18 protein-coding genes are annotated in these 19,010 nt (G+C 64.7%); 7 read left to right on the forward strand and 11 right to left on the reverse strand.

Annotated features, from left to right (window positions below; translation table 11 throughout):
• Positions 1-3: 3 nt before the first annotated feature.
• Genes JWQ24_RS25365 through JWQ24_RS25380 form a run of 4 tightly spaced genes read left to right on the forward strand, consistent with a single transcriptional unit; the run spans position 4 to position 3,654 of the window.
• Entirely contained in the window at positions 4-1,071 is a 1,068-nt protein-coding gene (locus tag JWQ24_RS25365) for an oligopeptide/dipeptide ABC transporter ATP-binding protein (RefSeq protein WP_299814312.1), read from the forward strand.
• Positions 1,068-1,265 (forward strand): hypothetical protein, encoded by a 198-nt coding sequence (locus JWQ24_RS25370; protein WP_299814315.1) that lies wholly within the window; start codon positions 1,068-1,070, stop codon positions 1,263-1,265. The genes JWQ24_RS25365 and JWQ24_RS25370 overlap by 4 nt, the downstream gene beginning before the upstream one ends.
• Positions 1,262-2,677 (forward strand): amidase, encoded by a 1,416-nt coding sequence (locus JWQ24_RS25375; protein WP_299814318.1) that lies wholly within the window; start codon positions 1,262-1,264, stop codon positions 2,675-2,677. Before JWQ24_RS25370 ends, JWQ24_RS25375 begins: the two co-directional genes overlap by 4 nt.
• Complete coding sequence (locus JWQ24_RS25380) at positions 2,674-3,654, forward strand: ABC transporter ATP-binding protein (protein WP_299814321.1); 981 nt, start codon at positions 2,674-2,676, stop codon at positions 3,652-3,654. The genes JWQ24_RS25375 and JWQ24_RS25380 overlap by 4 nt, the downstream gene beginning before the upstream one ends.
• A gap of 141 nt (positions 3,655-3,795) precedes the next feature.
• Here JWQ24_RS25380 and JWQ24_RS25385 read toward each other — a convergent pair whose 3' ends face one another.
• The 3 genes from JWQ24_RS25385 to JWQ24_RS25395 all read right to left on the reverse strand — a co-directional run bounded on the left by JWQ24_RS25385 (position 3,796) and on the right by JWQ24_RS25395 (position 6,651).
• Positions 3,796-4,278, reverse strand: coding sequence for a CinA family protein (locus JWQ24_RS25385; protein WP_299814323.1), 483 nt, complete (start codon positions 4,276-4,278; stop codon positions 3,796-3,798).
• Between the two features lie 9 nt (positions 4,279-4,287).
• Positions 4,288-5,601 carry an MFS transporter gene (locus JWQ24_RS25390; protein WP_299814325.1) on the reverse strand — a complete coding sequence of 438 codons (1,314 nt, stop codon included), beginning with the start codon at positions 5,599-5,601 and terminating at the stop codon, positions 4,288-4,290.
• Positions 5,602-5,751: 150 nt separating this feature from the next.
• Positions 5,752-6,651: a transcriptional regulator GcvA gene (locus tag JWQ24_RS25395; protein ID WP_299814327.1), complete on the reverse strand. Its 900-nt coding sequence runs from the start codon at positions 6,649-6,651 to the stop codon at positions 5,752-5,754.
• Positions 6,652-6,776: 125 nt separating this feature from the next.
• Between JWQ24_RS25395 and JWQ24_RS25400 the strand changes: the two genes are divergently transcribed.
• On the forward strand, positions 6,777-6,980 hold the full coding sequence (locus JWQ24_RS25400; RefSeq protein WP_299814329.1) for a DUF1127 domain-containing protein: 204 nt from the start codon (positions 6,777-6,779) through the stop codon (positions 6,978-6,980).
• 35 nt (positions 6,981-7,015) lie between these two features.
• Positions 7,016-7,627: a GNAT family N-acetyltransferase gene (locus tag JWQ24_RS25405; protein WP_299814331.1), complete on the forward strand. Its 612-nt coding sequence runs from the start codon at positions 7,016-7,018 to the stop codon at positions 7,625-7,627.
• Between the two features lie 148 nt (positions 7,628-7,775).
• On the opposite strand, the gene JWQ24_RS25410 is transcribed toward JWQ24_RS25405, so the two are convergent.
• Positions 7,776-8,477: an SDR family NAD(P)-dependent oxidoreductase gene (locus tag JWQ24_RS25410; protein WP_299814334.1), complete on the reverse strand. Its 702-nt coding sequence runs from the start codon at positions 8,475-8,477 to the stop codon at positions 7,776-7,778.
• Positions 8,478-8,565: 88 nt separating this feature from the next.
• Between JWQ24_RS25410 and JWQ24_RS25415 the strand changes: the two genes are divergently transcribed.
• Positions 8,566-10,338: an acyl-CoA dehydrogenase family protein gene (locus tag JWQ24_RS25415; RefSeq protein WP_299814337.1), complete on the forward strand. Its 1,773-nt coding sequence runs from the start codon at positions 8,566-8,568 to the stop codon at positions 10,336-10,338.
• Positions 10,339-10,409: 71 nt separating this feature from the next.
• Here JWQ24_RS25415 and JWQ24_RS25420 read toward each other — a convergent pair whose 3' ends face one another.
• The 7 genes from JWQ24_RS25420 to dxs form a co-directional block, all read right to left on the reverse strand.
• Positions 10,410-11,876 (reverse strand): amidase, encoded by a 1,467-nt coding sequence (locus tag JWQ24_RS25420; RefSeq protein WP_299814340.1) that lies wholly within the window; start codon positions 11,874-11,876, stop codon positions 10,410-10,412.
• Positions 11,877-11,973: 97 nt separating this feature from the next.
• On the reverse strand, positions 11,974-13,329 hold the full coding sequence (hemN, locus tag JWQ24_RS25425) for an oxygen-independent coproporphyrinogen III oxidase (RefSeq protein WP_299814343.1): 1,356 nt from the start codon (positions 13,327-13,329) through the stop codon (positions 11,974-11,976).
• Positions 13,330-13,508: 179 nt separating this feature from the next.
• Positions 13,509-14,666: an alpha/beta hydrolase gene (locus JWQ24_RS25430; RefSeq protein WP_299814346.1), complete on the reverse strand. Its 1,158-nt coding sequence runs from the start codon at positions 14,664-14,666 to the stop codon at positions 13,509-13,511.
• 71 nt (positions 14,667-14,737) lie between these two features.
• Positions 14,738-15,976, reverse strand: a complete 1,239-nt coding sequence (locus tag JWQ24_RS25435; RefSeq protein WP_299814349.1) for a methyltransferase — start codon at positions 15,974-15,976, stop codon at positions 14,738-14,740.
• Positions 15,969-16,724 (reverse strand): TlyA family RNA methyltransferase, encoded by a 756-nt coding sequence (locus tag JWQ24_RS25440; RefSeq protein WP_299814352.1) that lies wholly within the window; start codon positions 16,722-16,724, stop codon positions 15,969-15,971. The genes JWQ24_RS25435 and JWQ24_RS25440 overlap by 8 nt, the downstream gene beginning before the upstream one ends.
• A 2-nt stretch (positions 16,725-16,726) precedes the next feature.
• The gene (locus JWQ24_RS25445) at positions 16,727-17,275 is read right to left on the reverse strand and encodes a nucleoside 2-deoxyribosyltransferase (RefSeq protein ID WP_299814355.1); all 549 of its coding nucleotides are present in this window, start codon (positions 17,273-17,275) and stop codon (positions 16,727-16,729) included.
• Positions 17,276-17,402: 127 nt separating this feature from the next.
• A partial coding sequence (dxs, locus tag JWQ24_RS25450; protein WP_299814358.1) for a 1-deoxy-D-xylulose-5-phosphate synthase occupies positions 17,403-19,010 on the reverse strand: 1,608 nt, incomplete at its 5' end.

Below are 19,010 nucleotides of genomic sequence, written 5' to 3' on the forward strand. Positions count from 1 at the left end.
GTCATGACAGACACCACCGAAACCTTCGACAAGCTCGAACCGCTACCGGACATCGGCGGCGAAGCCCAGCCGCTGCTGCAGGTCAACGGCCTGACCAAGCACTTCCCGGTGCGTGGCGGGTTGTTCGCGAAGAGCAAGACCGTACGCGCGGTGGACGACGTGTCGTTCTCGATCGCCAAGGGCGAGACCGTCGGTATCGTCGGCGAATCCGGCTGTGGCAAGTCCACCACCGCGCGGCTCCTGATGCATCTGATGGAGCGCAACTCCGGCGATATCGTCTATGATGGCCGCACGGTCGGGCGCGAATTGTCGCTACGTGAATTGCGCCGCGGCATGCAGATGGTGTTTCAGGATAGCTACGCCTCGCTCAACCCGCGCCTCACCATCGAGGAGTCGATCGCGTTCGGCCCCAAGGTCCACGGCATGGCCGAGAAGGCTTCGCGTGCGCTGGCACGCGAGCTGCTGGGGAAGGTCGGGCTGCGGCCGGAGAATTTCGCCAACCGCTATCCGCACGAGATTTCCGGCGGACAGCGGCAGCGCGTCAACATCGCGCGTGCGCTCGCTTTGTCACCGCGCCTCGTCATTCTCGACGAGGCCGTGTCGGCGCTCGACAAGTCAGTCGAGGCGCAGGTGCTCAACCTGCTGGTCGATCTGAAGCGCGAGTTCGGTCTGACCTATCTGTTCATCAGCCACGACCTCAATGTCGTTCGCTACATTTCCGACCGCGTGCTGGTGATGTATCTGGGCGAAGTCGTCGAGCTCGGCCCGGTCGATGATGTCTGGGACAAGCCCGCGCATCCCTATACGCGGGCGCTGCTGGCGGCGATGCCGTCCTCGGATCCCGACAACCGCACCCAGACGCCGCCGATCACCGGCGATCCGCCGAACCCGATCGACCCGCCGTCCGGCTGCCGCTTCCACACGCGCTGCCCCTTTGCCGAAGCGGTCTGTTCCGGCGAGAGCCCGAAGCTTTCGGACGTCGATGCGATTGGCCATCAGGTGGCCTGCTACATGTTCATTCCGGGCGCCGCGCACAGCAAGGCGCCGCCGATGGGAGACGTTGCGCCATGACCGCACCTACCGCAAAACAGATCAAGGTGATCGCCGGGCTCGGCGGTCTCATCGTGGCCGACGATGTCGCCGAGCGGATCGCCCATAATATCGGGCCGGCCTATGAAGGCTTTGCGGCCATCGCCGGCACGCTGCCGATGGATCTCGAACCTGCGACCTTTCTCGTCGTACAGAATACGAAGGCCGCCAAATGAGCGTCACCGAACCCGCTTTGCTGTCGCTGATCGAGGTCGCTGCCGCCATCGCGCAGAAGAAGATCTCGTCGCGCGAGGCCACGCAGTCCTGCCTCGACCGCACGGCGAAATGGCAGCCGAGCCTGAACGCCTATATGTCGATCGAGGCGGATGCCGCGCTCGCCGCCGCTGACGTTGCCGATGCGAAGCTCGCCAAAGGCGAAAGCCGCGGCGTGCTGCATGGCGTGCCGCTGGCGCATAAGGACATGTATTACGACGAAGGCCATGTCGTGACCTGCGGCTCGCATATCCGCCGCGATTTCGTCGCGACCACCACGGCGACGTCGCTGCAACGGATCAAGGATGCCGGCACGATCAGGCTCGGATCGTTGCAGATGGTCGAGTTCGCCTACGGCCCGCTCGGCCATAACTCGCATTACGGCGCGGTGCATAATCCGTGGGCCTTCGATCACGTCACCGGCGGCTCGTCGTCGGGCTCCGGCTCGGCCGTCGCCGCGCGCCTGACCTTTGCGGCGCTCGGCTCCGACACCGGCGGCTCGATCCGGCTGCCGGCGCATTTTTGCGGCGTCACTGGATTGAAGACCACGGTCGGGCTGATCAGCCGCGCCGGTGCGATGCCGCTGTCGCAATCGCTGGACACCGTGGGCCCCTTGGCGCGGACGGTCGAGGATTGCGCGCTGCTCACGGGACTGATGGCCGGCGCCGATCCGCTCGATCCCACCGTCAGCACCCGCGCCGTGCCTGACTACATGGCCGCGACCAAGGCGTCGGCCAAGGGGATGACCGTCGGCATTCCGAAAGCGTTCTACGTCGATGACCTCGATCCCGAGGCTGCAAGGATTCTGCAGGACACCATCGCCACGCTGAAGAGCGAGGGCGTCAGCTTTGTCGAGGTCGATCTGCCTGACCAGCGCCAGCTTACCGCGGCGTGCCAGATGGTGCTGGCAACGGAAGCTGCGGCCATTCACAAGCGCTGGATGATCGAGCGTCCGCAGGACTACGGCGCGCAGGTGCTGTCGCGGCTGCAGAACGGCTTTGCGATCTCTGGCGTGTCCTACATCGAGGCGTTGCGCTGGCGGGGCCCGGCGCTCGCGGCCTATCTTGCGGCGGTCACCGGCACCGATGCCGTGCTGGCGCCGGTGGCGCCCGCGGCTGCGCCGACGATTGCCGAAACCGATGTCGGCAACACCACCGGCTCTGAAGCGATGATCCAGCGGCTGACGCGCTTCACCCGGCCGATCAACTATCTCGGCCTGCCGGCGCTCTCGATCCCGGCCGGCTTCACTGCGTCGAAGTTGCCGATCGGCGTGCAGCTGATCGGTCGCCCGTTCGATGAAACGACGCTGCTGACGATCGGCGCCGCGTTCCAGCGCGTGACCGACTTCCACACCAAATGCCCGGAGCTGACATGAGCAATCTCGTCGAGGTCCGCAATCTCAACGTCAAATTCTCCGGCGAGCGCACCGTCTATGCGGTGAACGATCTCAGCTTCTCGCTGGGCGAGGGCGAGGTGCTCGGCCTGCTCGGCGAGTCCGGCTCCGGCAAGAGCGTAACCTTGCGCGCGTTGATGCGGCTCCTGCCGAAGAAGCGCACGCAGATCACCGGCACCGTCAATGTGATGGGCAAGGATGTGCTGGCGCTCAATGATGAGGAACTGTCGGCGTTTCGCGGCCAGACAGTATCGATGATCTTCCAGGAGCCGGCGCTGGCGCTCGATCCCGTGTACACCATCGGCCAGCAGATCGCCGAAAGTGTGATGCGGCACGAGGGCAAGAGCCAGGCCGACGCCAACAAGCGTGCGCTGGAAATGCTCGAAGTGGTGCGCATCCCCTCGGCGAAGCGCCGCCTCGACGCCTATCCGCATGAGATGTCGGGCGGTATGCGGCAGCGCGCGATGATCGCGCTGGCGCTGGCCTGCAAGCCGAAGATCCTGCTGGCCGACGAGCCGACCACCGCGCTCGACGCTACCGTGCAGATCCAGATCCTGCTGCTGCTGCGTGAATTGCAGCGCGAGTTCGGCATGTCGATTATCTTCGTCACCCACGACATCGGCGTCGCCATCGAGATCTGCGATCGCGTCGCGGTGATGTATGCCGGGCAGATCGTCGAGCAGGGTACGCTGAGCCAGATCGTGCGCAGCGCTGTGCATCCCTATCCGCGCGGATTGCTGGCTTCGACCGTGCACGGCGCGAAGCGGGGCGCGCGGCTGGAGACGATTCCCGGCACGCCGCCGTCACTCGACAAGGCGCCGGTGAATTGCTCGTTCGCGCCGCGCTGCAGTTTCGCCCAGCCGCGCTGCGTCGAAGGCCCGCCGCCGAACGTTCACATGGAAGGCAACCGCATCGCGCGCTGCATTCTGGCGGAGCCGGCGGAAGCCTTGGCGACGTAACCCTCTCCGTCATTGCGTGCCGGTCCAAAGTTGGCAGCGCCAACTTTGGACCGAGCGAAGCAATCCAGAGCCCGTAAGCGAGAACTGGATTGCTTCGTCGCAAGGGTTCCTCACAATGACGGCTGAGAAGTCGCGGCCCGACTACGCCGACAAATTCTTGAGCAGGAACGTCAGCGCCGTATGCGCGAACGCGTGCATGTTGCCGAGGCGGTCAATGCTTTCCGTCTCCAGTGTCATCACCGCCTGCTGCGGGCCGGCCACCGCCATGCAGCTGTGGCCCGCAGCGTCGCCGTAGCGGTTGCCGGTCGGTCCCGTCGCGCCGGTCTCCGACAGTCCCCAATCGCAGTTGAACCGTTCGCGGATCTGCTTCGCCAGCAGTTGCGCATAGGGCTCCGACGCCGAACGCAGCCCCTTCATGGCGTCGTCGGGAATTTCCATCAGGACGCGGCGGGCGTCGCGCGTGTAGATCACGCCGCCGCCGAGATAATACGCCGACGCGCCGGGTACTGCGAGCAAAGCCGCAGAGATCAGCCCGCCGGTGGAGGATTCCGCCACTGCGATGGTTTGCTTTCGCGCGATCAGTTTGGCCGCGATCTTTTCCGCGAGCGGGACAAGGTCTTTCATGTGCCGATCCTACGCCGGCACGGTGTCCCTTGTCTCGACGATCTGGCCGCCGCGATAGATGATCAGCGTGGCGATCAGGCCGGAGGCGGCGGCGAACATCAGCCAGAAGCCGGGCGATGCGTCGTTGCCGGTTTGCTTGATCAGCCAGGTTGAAGCCAGCGGCGTGAAGGTGCCGAATAACGCTGCCGCCAGCGCGAAGGCCAGAGAGAAGCAGGTGGTGCGGACATGCGCCGGCACGATCTCGACCAGCGCGCCGAGCATGGTGCCGCTATAGACGCCGAAATACAGCGAGAACAACATTTCCACCGCCAGCATCTTGCCGAAGCTCGGTTCCGCCGTGAGCCACATCAGTGCGGGATAGGCCGTGATCAGCGCGAGCGTGGAAATCGTGATCAGGACCGGCTTGCGTCCGATCCGGTCCGACAGCGCGCCGCCGACCGGATTCCAGATGAAGTTGGTGACCGCGACCGCCAGCGTCACCAGCAGGCTGTCCGCGGTGGACAGTTTCAGCACGTTCTTGCCGAAAGTCGGCGTGTACACCGTGACGAAATAGAACGTCACCGTGGTCATCGCCGCCATGAACATGCCGAGCACGATGATCCTCCAGTTCAGCGCGGCGGAGGCGAATATCTCTGAGGCGGTCGGATGCTTCTTCATGGCGAGGAACGCCGGGGTTTCTTCCAGCGTACGGCGCAGGAGGAAGATGAACGGCACGATGGCGCAGCCAATGAAGAACGGAATGCGCCAGCCCCATGCGGTGACCTGATCCGCCGGCATGATCTCGCTCAGGAAGTAGCCGAGCAGGGCTGCGACAAAGATTGCGACCTGCTGGCTCGCAGACTGGAACGAAGTGTAGAAGCCGCGATTGCCGGGCGTCGAGATCTCGAACAGATAGACCGACACGCCGCCGAGTTCGACGCCGGCGGAGAAGCCTTGAAGCAGCCGGCCGATCAGAACGATGATCGGCGCGGCGATGCCGATCGAGGCATAGGTCGGGCACACCGCGATGATCACGGTGCCCATCGCCATGATCGCCAGCGTCACGATCAGTCCCTTGCGGCGGCCGATGCGATCGATATAGGCGCCGAGCACGATGGCGCCGACCGGGCGCATCAGTGCGCCGAGCCAGAAAGTGGTGAAGGTCAGCAGCAGCGCGTTGGTGTCGTTGCCGGGCGGGAAGAACGCCTTGGAGATCGCGGTGGCGTAAAAGCCGAACAGGAAAAAATCGAACTGTTCGAGGAAATTGCCTGATGTCGATCGCAGGATGGCGCCGAGGCGCGATTTCAGTTCCGGCGGCTGTCCGTGTGAGGTGGTCGACGACATCGTGTGTTTTCTCCCGGTGCGGCAGCGGCGCTCTGGTGGCCCTGGCTGCGACAGTTTGTCCTGCCCGCGGCAATCTGCCACGCCGGTTACAGAGATCAAACCGTAAAACGCCACCGTCCACGGCTGTGCTGCAGCGCAATCAGCGCGCCGTCAGCCTTTGGCCGCGACGGACGCCAGCAGCCAGTCGCGGAACGCCGCCAGCTTCGGCGATTGCGCCGCCGCCTCGGGCGCGACCAGATAGAAGCCGGCTTCGGTCGGCAGTCGGATCTGGAACGGCACCACCAGCCGCCCGCTGGCGAGGTCGCCTTCAACATAGGTGGAGCGGCCGATCGCGACACCGATGCCGTCGATCGCCGCCTGCAGCGCCATGAAGATCATGTCGAAGGACAGACCGGGCTGCCGGGAGATGTCGAGCGGCAGGCCGGCGGCGGTGAGCCACAGCCGCCAGTCGTCGTCGTAGCCGGCGCTGGAATGCAGCAAGGTGTAGCGTGACAGGTCCTCGGGCGTGCGCAGCGGGTTATCGCCGCGGAGCAGCGCCGGACTACACACCGGAAACAGATGGTCGGCGGTCAGCCAGTCCGCGCTCAGGCCGGGCCAGCGGCCGCGGCCGTAGCGGATCGCGGCATCGACGTCGCCGCTCTTGAAATCCACCATTGTGGTCGAAGTGGTGATGTGGACGTCAATCTCGGGATGCGCCGCCTGGAACGCCGGCAGCCGCGGCAGCAGCCATTTCGAGGCCAGTGACGCCAGCGTGCTGACCGTCAGCACGCGGTCATTGTCCTTGCGCAGCAGGCGGTCGGTGGCGAGCCGCAGGTCGTTGAAGGCGGCGCGGATGCCCGGCAGATAATCGCGCGCCTGCGGTGTCAGCGCCAGCGCACGGTTCTGCCGGACGAACAGCCGGATGCCAAGTTCATCTTCCAGCCGCTTGATCTGATGGCTGATCGCCGTCTGCGTCACGTTCAGTTCGGCGGCTGCGGCGGTGAAGCTGAGATGCCGCGCGGCGGCCTCGAAGGCGCGCAATCCGTTCAACGAGGGCAGGCGAGCGGTCATGGCGTGCTCCGCATGGGTCGCCTGATCCATGAGCGTAGCTCATGTGAGCGGGGACAACATGTCGTTTGTGGAAGCGTCGAAATGCTCCGATATTTACTGTGCGAACTTTAGCTCAGGAGAGCAAAATGTCTACTTGCACACATCAATCGATGACAAATCATCATGCACCGGGCGTCCTGGCCGAAGCGGTCGAACTGCTGCACACCTGGCGCGAGCGGATGCAGCAGCGCCGCGAACTCACGCAATGGAGCGAGCGCGACATTCGCGATGCCGGGATGTCGAAGGGCGACGTGCTGTACGAGGCCAGCAAGCCGTTCTGGCGGGCATAGGTCGGGATCACGCGAGCGGAAAACGGGAGCGCGCCATGTATTTTATCGATCCCCGACATCTCGATGATTACTCGGACGCGCTGCTGACCCGCAGCGGCGCGGTCGTCACGGTGCGGTTTGCCGGGGCGGCGGATGCCGAGGCGCTGCAGGGCTACTTCCGCGATCTCTCGCAGGCCTCGCGCTACAGGCGGTTGATGGGCGCCGCCCGCGAATTGCCGGTTGGGCAACTCGATGTCTTCACCCACCTGCGTGACGACGGCCGTTTTACGGTGCTGGCGACGATGACGATCGACGGCCATGAGCGGATCGTCGGCGAGGCGCGTTACGCTTTTGACGAGGCGACCTCGCACTTCGAATTCGGCCTTTCGGTTGCCAATCAATGGCAGGGCCACGGCCTGGGCATGGCGCTGCTGTCAAACCTGCAATGCCGCGCCGCGGCGCTGGGCGCTGAAACGCTGTTCGGCGATACGCTGCCCTTCAACGACGCCATGCTGGGGCTGGCGCGCCGCGCCGGTTTCACCTTCGCGCCGACGCCGGGCGACTGGAAGCAGATACGCCTTGAGAAGCGCATCGCGATCGCGCCGCAGGAGATTTCCTGCGCGAGCTGGCGGTTGCGCGCCGAGGCGATGATGCAGATAAGCGCGTGATTTAATCTGTCATTCCGTGGCGGGCGCAGCGAAAGCTGCGAGCTAATCCGGAATCCAGATATGGCAGTTGAACAACTCGGGGTTCCGGGTCTGCACGCCAGCCGGCTTCGCCGTCTGAAGCGCAGCCCGGAATGACAGCGCGAAATCCCTAGAACTTCTCCACCCACGGCCGGATTTCCAGCTCCGAACTCCAGGCGCTGCGCGGCTGCTGCAGCACGTTCCAGTAGTTTATGGCGATGGCGTCGGGATCGAGCATCGAGTCCGGTCGGTCGGCCGGCTCGGTGCGGACCGAACTGCGAATGCCGCCGTCGATCACGAAATGCGCGATGTGGATTCCTTGCGGCGCGAATTCGCGCGCCAGCGATTGCGCCATGCCACGCAGCGCGAACTTGCCCATCGCGAACGGCGCGGACTGTGCGAAACCCTTGATGCTCGCCGACGCGCCGGTGAACAGGATCGCGCCGTGCCTGTTCGGCAGCATCCGCTGCAGCGCCTGTTGCGCGACGAGAAATCCGCCGAACGCGCTGACGGCGATCGACTGCGCGACATCCTCCGGCCTGAGCTCAATGAACGCACCGCGGGCACGAAGGCTGGCGTTGTAGACGACGACATCGAGCTTGCCGATCTGCTGCTCGACATCGACGAACAGTTTTGCCACGTCGTCGGCATTGGTGGCATCGCAGGCGAACGCCTTGGCGCCGGTCTCTTCGCACAATGCGGCGAGCTTGGCGGTGTTGCGTGCCGCCAGTGCGACGCGCAGGCCCTGCTTCGTCAGCAGCCGCGCCAATGAGGCGCTGATGCCTTCGCCGGCGCCGACGATCAGCGCGGTTTCATAATGCGGAATATTCATGGAGCCATTCTCCGGGTGCACTTTATTCGGCCGCGCTTGCGGCGCATGATGCAGATGGAAACGCCGTCACCATAAACAAGAGGTCGTCATGAACGCCCAAGGTAAAATCGTCCCTACCAAAATCGTCGCCAACATGATCGCGCCCGATACGTCGGGGATGAATTTTTATCGTGCCGATCCGGCGCTGGCCGATCTGCTGCGCATCCATCTGCCGGCGGATCTGTTCGCGCATATCGAGCCGCATCTCGACCGTCTGGGCGGTCTCGTCGGCGGTCCGCTCGACGAAGCCGGGCGGATGGCCGACCAGCACGTACCGGTGCTGCACCAGCGCGATCGCTTCGGCCGCGATGCACAACGTATTGAGTATCATCCGGCCTATCGCGAACTGGAGCGCGCCGCGTTCGGCGAATTCGGTATCCATGCGATGTCGCATCGCAAGGGCATTCTCGGCTGGCCGGAGACCTATCCGGTGGCGGCGAAGCACGCTTTCACCTTCCTGTTCAACCAGGCAGAATTCGGCATGGGGTGCCCGATCAACGTCACCGACGGCGCGGCGAAGCTGCTGTCGAAATTCGGCGATGCGGCTCTGAAAGAAAAGTATCTCGACGGGCTCACGCAGACCGACATGGCGAGGCTCACGCAAGGTGGCCAGTTCATGACCGAGAAGGAGGGCGGCTCTGACGTCGGCAAGCTCACGACCAAGGCGGTGCAGGAGGGCGACCACTGGCGCCTCACCGGCGAGAAATGGTTCTGCTCCAATGCCGACGCCGAGATCGTGATGCTGCTGGCGCGGCCGGAAGGCGCGGAGGATGGGACCCGCGGCGTCGGGCTGTTCCTGATGCCTCGGCGGCTCGAAGATGGCTCGCCGAACCACTACCGGATCGTGCGGCTGAAGGACAAGCTCGGCACGCGCTCGATGGCTTCCGGCGAGATCAAACTGGAAGGCGCGATTGCGTATGCCGTCGGCAAGCTCGATCGCGGCTTCGTTCAGATGGCCGAGATGGTCAACTCATCGCGGCTTTCGAACGGCGTCAAGTCGACGTCACTGATGCGCCGCGCCTATCATGACGCGATGGCGGTGGCGCGCGGCCGCGTGGTGTTCGGCAGCCGCATCATCGATATGCCGCTGGCGCGCCGGCAATTGATGAAGATCATGCTGCCGACCGAGCAAGCGTTGTCGATGAGCTTCCTTACGGCGGATGCGCTGGACCGCGCCGAGGCTGGCAGCCAGGACGCCGCGGCCTTGCTGCGCATTCTCACGCCCACGCTGAAATTCCGCGCTACCCGCGATGCGCGAAAAGTCTGTGGTGACGCGATGGAGATGCGTGGCGGCATCGGCTATATCGAGGAATTCGCTACCGCGCGGCTGCTGCGCGATGCGCATCTCGGCTCGATCTGGGAGGGCACTGGCAACATCGTGGCGCTCGATGCGCTGAAGCGCGCGGTCGGTCGCCATGGCGCGGAGGCCGCACTGGCCGCCGACCTGCATGCGCGGCTCGATGATAGCGCGAGCGTGCCGCAGGCGTGGCGCGACCGGCTGCATGGTCTGGTCGATCGTGCGATCAGCTTTGCTCGGGACGTCGCAGCGAAGGTCGACAACGAGGCGGATGCGCGGCGCGCCACCAGTTCGCTGTACCATGTCGCCAGCGCGGTCACGCTTTCGTGGGAAGCGCATCGTATCCACGCGCTGCGCGGTGACGCCCGGCGCCTGCTGCTGTCGCGGCTGGTTATAGATCATCGCCTGATGGCGCCGGATCCGTTCGCGGTGATCGAGACCGACACGCAACGCGTCATCGTGGAACATCTCTTGAGCGAGCGGGATGTGGGGATGACGGAGGCGGCGCGGCTGGTGGTGGAATAGGTTGCAGCCCGGATGAGCAAAGTGACATCCGGGGGCAATCCCGGATGTCACTCCGCTCATCCGGGCTACGTTTAAAACCCCTTCGGAGGTACGAAGCCGCCGAACGCCTGTTCGATCAATTCTGCGAGCTTCAACGGCGTGCGGTCTTCCAGCCAGGGACCTACGATCTGCAGCCCGATCGGCAGGCCATCATTCGACATGGCCACCGGGATCGCGGTGGACGGCAGGCCGGGCAACGTGGCGATGCCGGGCCAGACCAATTGATCGACGTAAGGATAGTTCTGGCCGTCGATGTCGATGACTCGCTTGGTCTGGTCGGGTTCGTGGTCGTGCGGATAGGCCGGGGTCGGCATCACCGGGCAGATCACCGCATCGAACTCACGGAACAGCGCGCGCCATTGTGCGCGCAGCCGGTTGCGGCCGGTCTCTGCGACCAGCCAGTCGCGATGGGTGAGTGCCGCGCCGCGCAGGCGTTCGGCGCCAAGGCTGATGTCGGCTGGATCGAGTTGTGCAACCATGGCCTGGTAGCCGGCATAGACGTCCGGCGATGCCGACGCTTCGAGCAACGCCAGTAGAATCCGCATGTACAGCCGCGCGCCGTCCGCGAGATCGGGCAGCAGTGGGCTTGTGCGCGATACGACGACACCGGCCTTCGTCAGATTCGCAGCAAGCGTCTCGACCGCGCCACGTACGCTGGCGGCGCTGGCAATCAATGGATGCACGTCAAGCACCAGTACGCGGAAATCCTTCAGCGCAGTGTGCCGCGCCGGCGGCAAAGCGAGCTTGTAACCGACGCCTTCATGCAACGGATCGGGGCCGGCGATGACGTCGAGCGTCAGCGCCAGATCGGTAGCGCAGCGCGCCATCGGGCCGATCACGGAAAGATCCCGGGTCCCGGGCAGCGGCGGGAACGGGGGGGCGACGTGGCCGCGGGTGGCTGCCAGAGCGAGGGTCGGCTTGTGGGCGTAGATGCCGCAGTAATGTCCGGGCACCCGCAGCGAGCCGCCGATGTCGGAGCCGAGCGACAGCGCGCCGTAGCCGGCAGCCAGGGCGGCCGACGATCCGCCGGACGAGCCGCCCGGGGTGCGGCCGAGATCGAACGGATTGTTGGTGGTGCCGTAGATGTCATTATAGCTCTGCCAGTCGCCGAGTCCGAGCGGCACATTGGTCTTGGCCAGGATCACGCCGCCGGCGTCCTTCACGCGGGTGATCGCCAGCGCGTCTTCCGCGGCGATAAAATCCTTCTGTGCCGGAAATCCCCATGTCGTCGGCAGGCCGGCGACGTTGAAGGACTCCTTGACCGTCATGGGAATGCCGAGCAGCGGCCTGGTTTCACCGCGCGCCAGCGCTGCATCGGCAGCTTTGGCGGCGTCGATCCCTCTGGCAAAGTCGCGCACGCAGACCGCGTTGACCCGCCCGTCATGCTGCTCGATCTGCGCGATGGTGGCCTGCGCCAGTTCGACCGCGGACACCTGTTTGGCCTTCAGCGCGGCCGACATCTCGGTGGCGGTCGCAAAAATGGAGAGTGATGCAGTCAAGACAGGCTCCTGTTGGGTTTCAGTAGGAAGCAAGCATGGGCAGTTTGGCGCGTCGGGGCAAGTCCCGCCGGGCGGCCACGATCAGGTCACGGATGGCTCACACCGACAGCGAATGTTGGCCGGCCGCCACTTTGAGATAGGCGTCGAAGCGGGCGCAGATATTGCGCACGAACGGGCGGCCAAGCGAAGTCAGCCTGAAGCCGGTCGTGGTTGATTCGACGAAGCCGTCGCCGTCTTCCGCCACGATAGCGTCGGCTTCATCCAGCAACGCGCTCGAAGCGTCGTCGAAATTCCGCATCACGGCTGCAGCTGAAAATTCGAAATCGCACATCAGGCGTTCGATGACGAAAGCGCGCAGCCGGTCGTCCGGCGTCAGTGCCCGACCGCGCACGGTGGCTAAACCGCCCTGATCGATGCGGCTGGCATAGTCGGCGGCCGCTACGGCATTCTGCATGTAGCCCTGCGGCAGCTTTCCGATAGCCGAGGCACCCAGTCCGATCAACGCATTGGTGCGGTCGGTTGTATAGCCCTGAAAGTTTCGATGCAGCGGCTTCGTCGCCAGGCTGTCATCGTACCGCGCGAAGTGGTCGAGCCCGAGCTGTCGGTAGTCGGCGTCTTCAAGTTGCGTCGTCACCTGGCGGGCCATCTTGAAGCGTTCGATGGGGCCGGGGAGCGTTTTCTCATCGATCAGCTTCTGGTTGGGCGCCTTCCACGGCAAGTGGGCGTAGCCGAACATTGCGATACGGTCGGGCGACAGCTCCAGAACCTGCTCGATGGTGCGCGACAGACTCTGCATGGTCTGTTGCGGCAAGCCGTAAACCAGGTCGAAATTCACCGATGCAACGTCGCGCGCGCGGAACATATCGACCGTTGCTTTGGTGACTTCATAGCCCTGCGACCGGCCGATCGCCACCTGCACCGCCGGGTCGAAATCCTGCACGCCGATCGAGATCCGGTTTATACCGATCCCCACCATCACATCGGCCTTGGCCTCCGTCATCAAGCGCGGATCGATCTCGATGGCGAATTCGGGCGCGTCATCGAACTGGAAGTTACGCCGCAAGGTGTCGCCAAGCCGCGCAATGTCGGGTGCCGAAAGGATATCCGGCGAGCCGCCGCCCCAGTGGATATGCGTGACATGGTGTCGGCGCGGCAGCAACGCGGCAACGCTGGCAATCTCACATTGCAGCGTCTCGAGGTAGCGCGCGACGGGCTCATAGCGGTGGGTCGCCTTGGTGCTGCAGGCGCAATACCAGCACAGATCGTTGCAGTACGGGATGTGCACGTATAGCGACAATGCGGCATCATCTTCAAGCGCACCAAGCCATTTGCGATAATCCGCGGGGCCGACAGTCGGGACGAAATGATTGGCGGTGGGATAGCTCGTGTATCGCGGCAACGGAGCGGCGCGGCGCATCACCAGGGCGGCTTCGTCGATCTTGATAGGATTCATTGATCTGCTCTGCGGCTCCCTGCGCGACTTAAAGTCAAACGCCTGGAGAAGATACAGCGCGCAGGGCGTTGCAAAAATGATCTGGATCAAGGCGCCGAAGTTCGCGCCGACGTCGGTGTTCAGCGACAGCGCGCCGAACAAATGGCACGGCGGTTCGCGCAGCCTGACGCTGCGCACCGTTAGCCCGGCGACGTCTGCGTCGTCTTCAGGAATGCCAGGAGCAGCCGGCTGACTTCCGCCGGCTGCTCCTGCTGCACCCAGTGACCGGCGCGGTCGATCAGATGCATACCGCGGATGTCGCTGCAGGCCTTGGTCTGCATCGCGTCGAGCACGCCGGGGCGCTGATGGATGCCCCAATCCTGCCGCCCGGAGATGAAACAGGACGGCACGTCGATGCTTCGGCCCGACCATGTCTGCTGCTCGGCGTTGAACGCGCCCGACGTGCCGCAGCGATACCATTGCAATCCGCCCTGGAATCCGGTGCGGGCATATTCGCCGGCATAGAAGGCGAGTTCGCGCTCCGGCAGCCATTTGCAGGCGCCGATCTGCTGCGCCGACGGCATCTCGGTGGCGACCGTCTCCGCCATCGTTCGTCCCAGATCCATCACGTAATAGGTCGGCATCTTCGCCAGTTCGGTCGCGGTCCAGCCTTGCAGCGGATAGGGCGTGTTGCCGGGCCAGTCCGCGCTCTTTTGATGATAGTAGCCGCGCAGGAAGTTATGCACGCCCTGCGGCGCGTGCTGCATGTCGGCATTGGCACAACGCTTTGAATAGTACCATTGATAGTGCTCGCGCGGTCGCGGCAGGGCTGCGAGGTCGCGATGGATCGGATCTTCGGCGGTGGGCGCCGCGGGCTTGTCCGCTGTGTCGAACGGCAGCGGCGGCGGCCCGGCGAACGGCGCGCTCATCAGCGCGACCGAACGAAACACATCCGGCCGCACCAGCGCGCACCACGCCGCAACCGACGAGCCGAAATCATGGCCGATCACGGCGTCGACATGGCGATAGCCGAATGCCGACACCAGCCCCAGTGCATCGCGTACCAGGTTGAGCAGCCGGAATGGGCGGATGTCGCCGTCATAGTCGGCATCCCAGCCGGTGGTGCGGCCATAGCCGCGTTGGTCCGGCGCGATCACGTGATAGCCGGCCGCGGCCAGCATCGGCATCACCTTGCGCCAGCTATAGGCCAGTTCGGGAAAGCCGTGCAGCAACAGCACGCAGGGCCGGCCGGTGGTCTCGAAGCCGGCTTCGAGCACATGGACGCGCAGGCCGTTGATATCATCGACAAAGCGCGAGCGAATTCCGGGCGGCAGAATGTCGGAGGAGATGGCGTCCAAGATGTTCGATCCCGCTGGATTTTGATTCTGATTTTGAATCGATCCTAACACGGGAGCTTATCTTTGCGAGCCTATCGCCGGAATCTCGCCACCAGCTCGACATGCGGCGTGTGCCGGAATTGATCGACCGGGGTTACGCTGTCGATCTTGTAGCCGCCGTCGATCAGAATTTTGGCGTCCCGCACAAAGCTCTGCACGTTGCAGGATACCGCGACCACCGTCTTGATCTTGCTGGCGGCCAGCTTCTCGGCCTGCGCCTGCGCGCCGGAGCGCGGCGGGTCGAACACCACGGCGTCGACGTCGCGCAATTCCTGCGTCACCAGCGGGCGGTGAAACAGGTCGCGCACAGCGGCGGTGATCGGCTTCAGGCCGGAGGTCTCCTTTGCCGCCTGCTGCAACGACTGGATCGCGCCGGCGTCGGAGTCGTAGGCCATCACGCGCGATTTCGCGGCGAGGCGCAATGCGAACGGGCCGACGCCGCAGAATAGATCGACGATCACTTTCGAGCCCTTGCAGGCTTTCACGACCAGTTCGGCCAGGGCTTGCTCGCCAGCGGCGGTGGCCTGCAGGAACGAACCCGGTGGCAGCACGACCTGCGCGCTGCCGACCGTGATCATCGGCGGCGTGCGCATCAGTACCAGTTCGCCGTGCCGCGTCAGGCGCGCGAGTTTGTAGTGTTCGGCAAGCTGCGACAGCTTGGCGATCAGCGGCGTCGGCAGTGGGCCGGTGCCGCGGACATCGACGTCGAGGCCATTGCTGGCCGCAGTCAGCTGGATATCGAGCGGCTTGTCGGTAGGTTTGAGCAACAAGGCCAGCGCGCGGGCCACGTCGAGCGCGCCATGCAGGCCGGGATCGAGGATCGGGCAATCCTCGATCGCGACGATGGCGTGGCTGGCGGCAGCGGAAAAGCCGACGCGGATTTCGTTGTCGCCACCGCGGCGCGCGTGCGCCGTGATGCGGCGCCGGCCTGCGCCGTGGGCGTCGATGATCGGATCGACCGGGCAATCGATCTTCGCATGCGCCAGCGTGTCGATCACGATCTGCCGCTTCCACGCCTGATACGGATCCGGCTGCCAGTGCTGGATGGCGCAGCCGCCGCAACGGCTGAAATATTGGCAGAACGGATCGATCCGCTCCGGGCTGGCGGTCTCGACATGTTCGAGCTTGCGGCGTTCGGCATGGCCGGGCGAGGGCAGGGTTTCGACGGTCTCACCGGCCAGCGTGTAGGGCACGAACACGGTGGCGCCGCCGGCAAAAGCGACGCCGTCGCCGCGCTGGCCGACATGGTCGATGAGGAGGCGTTCACCCACGGCGCGCGCCGAGGAAGAATTCGATGTTGCCGTCGCCGCCGGCGATGGAAGAGGGGAAGATGTCAATGTCGGTACAACCTTGTGTCGCGGCGAATGCCGCGATGTCATCGCACACCGCCTGGTGTACGGAAGCGTCCTTGATGATGCCGCGCTTGGAATGCTGCCGCGGCGCCTCGAATTGCGGCTTGATCAGCGCCAGCAGATGCATCGGTGATGCCGCCAGCGACAGCGCCACCGGCAGGACGGCCTTCAGCGAGATGAAGCTGACGTCGATCACCACCACGTCCGGCCGCGCCGGCAATCGCTTGTTCTCATAGGCGCGGATGTCGGTCTCTTCCATCGAAACGATCTTTGGATGGCCGTGCAGCGACGGATGCAACTGGCTGCGGCCGACATCGATCGCGAACACCAGGCTGGCGCCGTTCGCCAGCAGCACCTCGGTGAAGCCGCCGGTGGACGCGCCGACGTCGAGGCAGACGTGGTCCTCGATCTCGATCGGATAGCGCTCCAGTGCGCCGGCTAGCTTGACGCCGCCGCGCGACACGAAGGGATGCGCCGGCTGCGCGCTGATCACGGCGTCTTCCGCGATGCTCTCCGAGGCTTTGGCCACCAATTTGTCGTCGGCGATCACCAGCCCGGCCTCGATCGCTGCCTGCGCCCGCGCACGGCTCTCGAACAGGCCGCGTTCGACCAGCAGCATGTCGGCGCGCTTACGCGAGGTCGGTTGATTGATTGGGCGCTTTGCCATGCTCAGGGTTTCGTCGCTGTAGCGAGGCGCAGGCAGGCCTCGAAGCCGGCCAGATCGTGCCAGAGATCGGCGGGCTTGCGGGACGGCACGACCAGCGGCGCGCCGTACAGGTCGAGCGCGTGGATCATCATCAGATTGTCGGTTTGGCCGAAATCCTCGACGGTCAGACCATCGGCATCCGTGAAGCGGCCGTCCTGCGCGGTGACGCTCGTGATCTCGCGCACACGGTCGACATACAACGTGGGGTCATTCGAGTAGGCGAAACAATTTTTGCCGCGGCCGGCCATGTAGCCGAGTTCATAGACGGTGCCGGCATCGGCGCCCGGTCCGCGAAATGGCGTCAGATTGGCGATGATCGCGTCGGCCTCGTTCATCATGGCCTCGTTGCCGCGGAATATCTGGAGCGAAGCGTCGGGCGCTGCGAGATCGATCAGGTTGTCGAGCGGATAAAGGCCCGTGGTGCCATGACGCGCGCAAATCTCGACCTTGCGTCGTCCGATGGCGACTGCGTCTGGCAGGAATACGTCGGGGCCGGCGAGATAGATTCTCATGGTCGAATGCTCTCGTCGTCATTGCGAGGAGCACTTGCGACGAAGCAATCCAGTCTTCGCTTGGAGTCTCTGGATTGCTTCGCTGCGCTCGCAATGATGAACGCAGCGCTGTCGCTCAGGCGTTGGCTTACGCCAGCTTCACCGTCTCGGCGGTGAAGTCCTTGCCGAGGGTCTCGAACACCTTCTTGACGATACCCTTGGCGTCGAGGCCAGCGCGGCCGTACATCGCCGCCGGCGAATCGTGGTCCTGGAAAGTGTCGGGCAGCACCAGGGAACGCATCCGCAGGCCGCTGTCGAGCATGCCGTTATCGGACAGGAACTGCATGACGTGCGAGCCGAAACCGCCGACCGAGCCTTCCTCGATGGTCAGCAGGATCTCGTGATCGCGCGCCAGCTTCAGGATCATCTCCTCGTCGAGCGGCTTCATGAAGCGCGCGTCCGCAATGGTGGTGGACAGGCCGTGGGCGGCAAGTTCGTCGGCGGCCTTCTCGCATTCGGCGAGACGGGTGCCGAACGACAGCAATGCGATCTTGGTTCCTTCGCGGACGATGCGGCCTTTGCCGATCTCAAGCGCGACGCCGGCTTCAGGCATTTCGACGCCGCGGCCCTCGCCGCGCGGATAGCGCAGCGCGCTCGGGCGATCATTGATCGCGACCTGGGTCGCGACCATGTGAACCATCTCGGCTTCGTCGGAAGCCGCCATGATGACGAAATTGGGCAGGCAGCCGAGATAGGCATTGTCGAACGAGCCTGCATGGGTGGCGCCGTCGGCGCCGACCAGACCGGCGCGGTCCATGGCGAAACGGACCGGCAATTTCTGGATCGCGACGTCGTGCACGACCTGGTCATAGGCGCGCTGAAGGAAGGTCGAGTAGATGGCGCAGAACGGCTTCATGCCTTCGGTCGCCAGCCCGGCCGCGAAGGTCACGGCATGCTGCTCCGCGATGCCGACGTCGTAGGTGCGTTCCGGAAAGGCCTTCTGGAAGAGGTCGATGCCGGTGCCGGACGGCATCGCGGCGGTGATGCCGATGATGCGGTTGTCCTTGGCGGCTTCCTTGATGAGGCTCTCGCCGAACACCTTCTGGTAGGACGGCGCGTTCGACTTCGACTTGGCCTGGGTGCCGGTCGCGACGTCGAATTTGACGACCCCATGATACTTGTCGGCCGAGCTCTCGGCCGGACCGTAGCCCTTGCCCTTCTGGGTGACGACGTGGACCAGGATCGGCCCGGTCTTGGCGTCGCGCACGTTGCGCAGCACGGGCAGCAGGTGATCGATGTTGTGGCCGTCGATCGGCCCGACGTAATAGAAGCCGAGATCCTCGAACAGCGTGCCGCCGCCCATCATCATGCCGCGGGCATATTCCTCGGCCAGGCCGGCCCGGTCCTTGATGAGCTTGGGCAGGTGCTTGCCGAGCTGCTTGCCGATCTCGCGCAGCGACCGGTAGGCGCGGCCCGACCACAGGCGCGCCAGATAGGCCGACATGGCGCCGACCGGCGGCGCGATCGACATGTCGTTGTCGTTGAGGATCACGATCAGGCGCGAATCCATGGCGCCGGCATTGTTCATCGCCTCATAGGCCATGCCGGCCGACATCGCGCCGTCGCCGATCACCGCGATCACGTTGTTGTCGCCGCCGCTGAGGTCGCGCGCCACCGCCATGCCGAGCGCGGCGGAGATCGAGGTCGAGGAATGCGCGGCGCCGAACGGGTCGTATTCGCTCTCGGCGCGCTTGGT

Origin of the sequence: Tardiphaga sp. (genome assembly GCF_028290495.1) — a bacterium.
GTDB lineage: Bacteria > Pseudomonadota > Alphaproteobacteria > Rhizobiales > Xanthobacteraceae > Tardiphaga.

What these genes read in the sequence shown, in the direction of transcription:
- JWQ24_RS25365 (WP_299814312.1), top strand. Translation starts at nt 4, where the DNA reads ATGACAGACACCACCGAAACCTTCGACAAGCTCGAACCGCTACCGGAC.
- JWQ24_RS25370 (WP_299814315.1), top strand. Translation starts at nt 1,068, where the DNA reads ATGACCGCACCTACCGCAAAACAGATCAAGGTGATCGCCGGGCTCGGC.
- JWQ24_RS25375 (WP_299814318.1), top strand. Translation starts at nt 1,262, where the DNA reads ATGAGCGTCACCGAACCCGCTTTGCTGTCGCTGATCGAGGTCGCTGCC.
- JWQ24_RS25380 (WP_299814321.1), top strand. Translation starts at nt 2,674, where the DNA reads ATGAGCAATCTCGTCGAGGTCCGCAATCTCAACGTCAAATTCTCCGGC.
- JWQ24_RS25385 (WP_299814323.1), bottom strand. Translation starts at nt 4,278, where the DNA reads ATGAAAGACCTTGTCCCGCTCGCGGAAAAGATCGCGGCCAAACTGATC.
- JWQ24_RS25390 (WP_299814325.1), bottom strand. Translation starts at nt 5,601, where the DNA reads ATGTCGTCGACCACCTCACACGGACAGCCGCCGGAACTGAAATCGCGC.
- JWQ24_RS25395 (WP_299814327.1), bottom strand. Translation starts at nt 6,651, where the DNA reads ATGACCGCTCGCCTGCCCTCGTTGAACGGATTGCGCGCCTTCGAGGCC.
- JWQ24_RS25400 (WP_299814329.1), top strand. Translation starts at nt 6,777, where the DNA reads ATGTCTACTTGCACACATCAATCGATGACAAATCATCATGCACCGGGC.
- JWQ24_RS25405 (WP_299814331.1), top strand. Translation starts at nt 7,016, where the DNA reads ATGTATTTTATCGATCCCCGACATCTCGATGATTACTCGGACGCGCTG.
- JWQ24_RS25410 (WP_299814334.1), bottom strand. Translation starts at nt 8,477, where the DNA reads ATGAATATTCCGCATTATGAAACCGCGCTGATCGTCGGCGCCGGCGAA.
- JWQ24_RS25415 (WP_299814337.1), top strand. Translation starts at nt 8,566, where the DNA reads ATGAACGCCCAAGGTAAAATCGTCCCTACCAAAATCGTCGCCAACATG.
- hemN (WP_299814343.1), bottom strand. Translation starts at nt 13,329, where the DNA reads ATGAATCCTATCAAGATCGACGAAGCCGCCCTGGTGATGCGCCGCGCC.
- JWQ24_RS25440 (WP_299814352.1), bottom strand. Translation starts at nt 16,724, where the DNA reads ATGGCAAAGCGCCCAATCAATCAACCGACCTCGCGTAAGCGCGCCGAC.
- JWQ24_RS25445 (WP_299814355.1), bottom strand. Translation starts at nt 17,275, where the DNA reads ATGAGAATCTATCTCGCCGGCCCCGACGTATTCCTGCCAGACGCAGTC.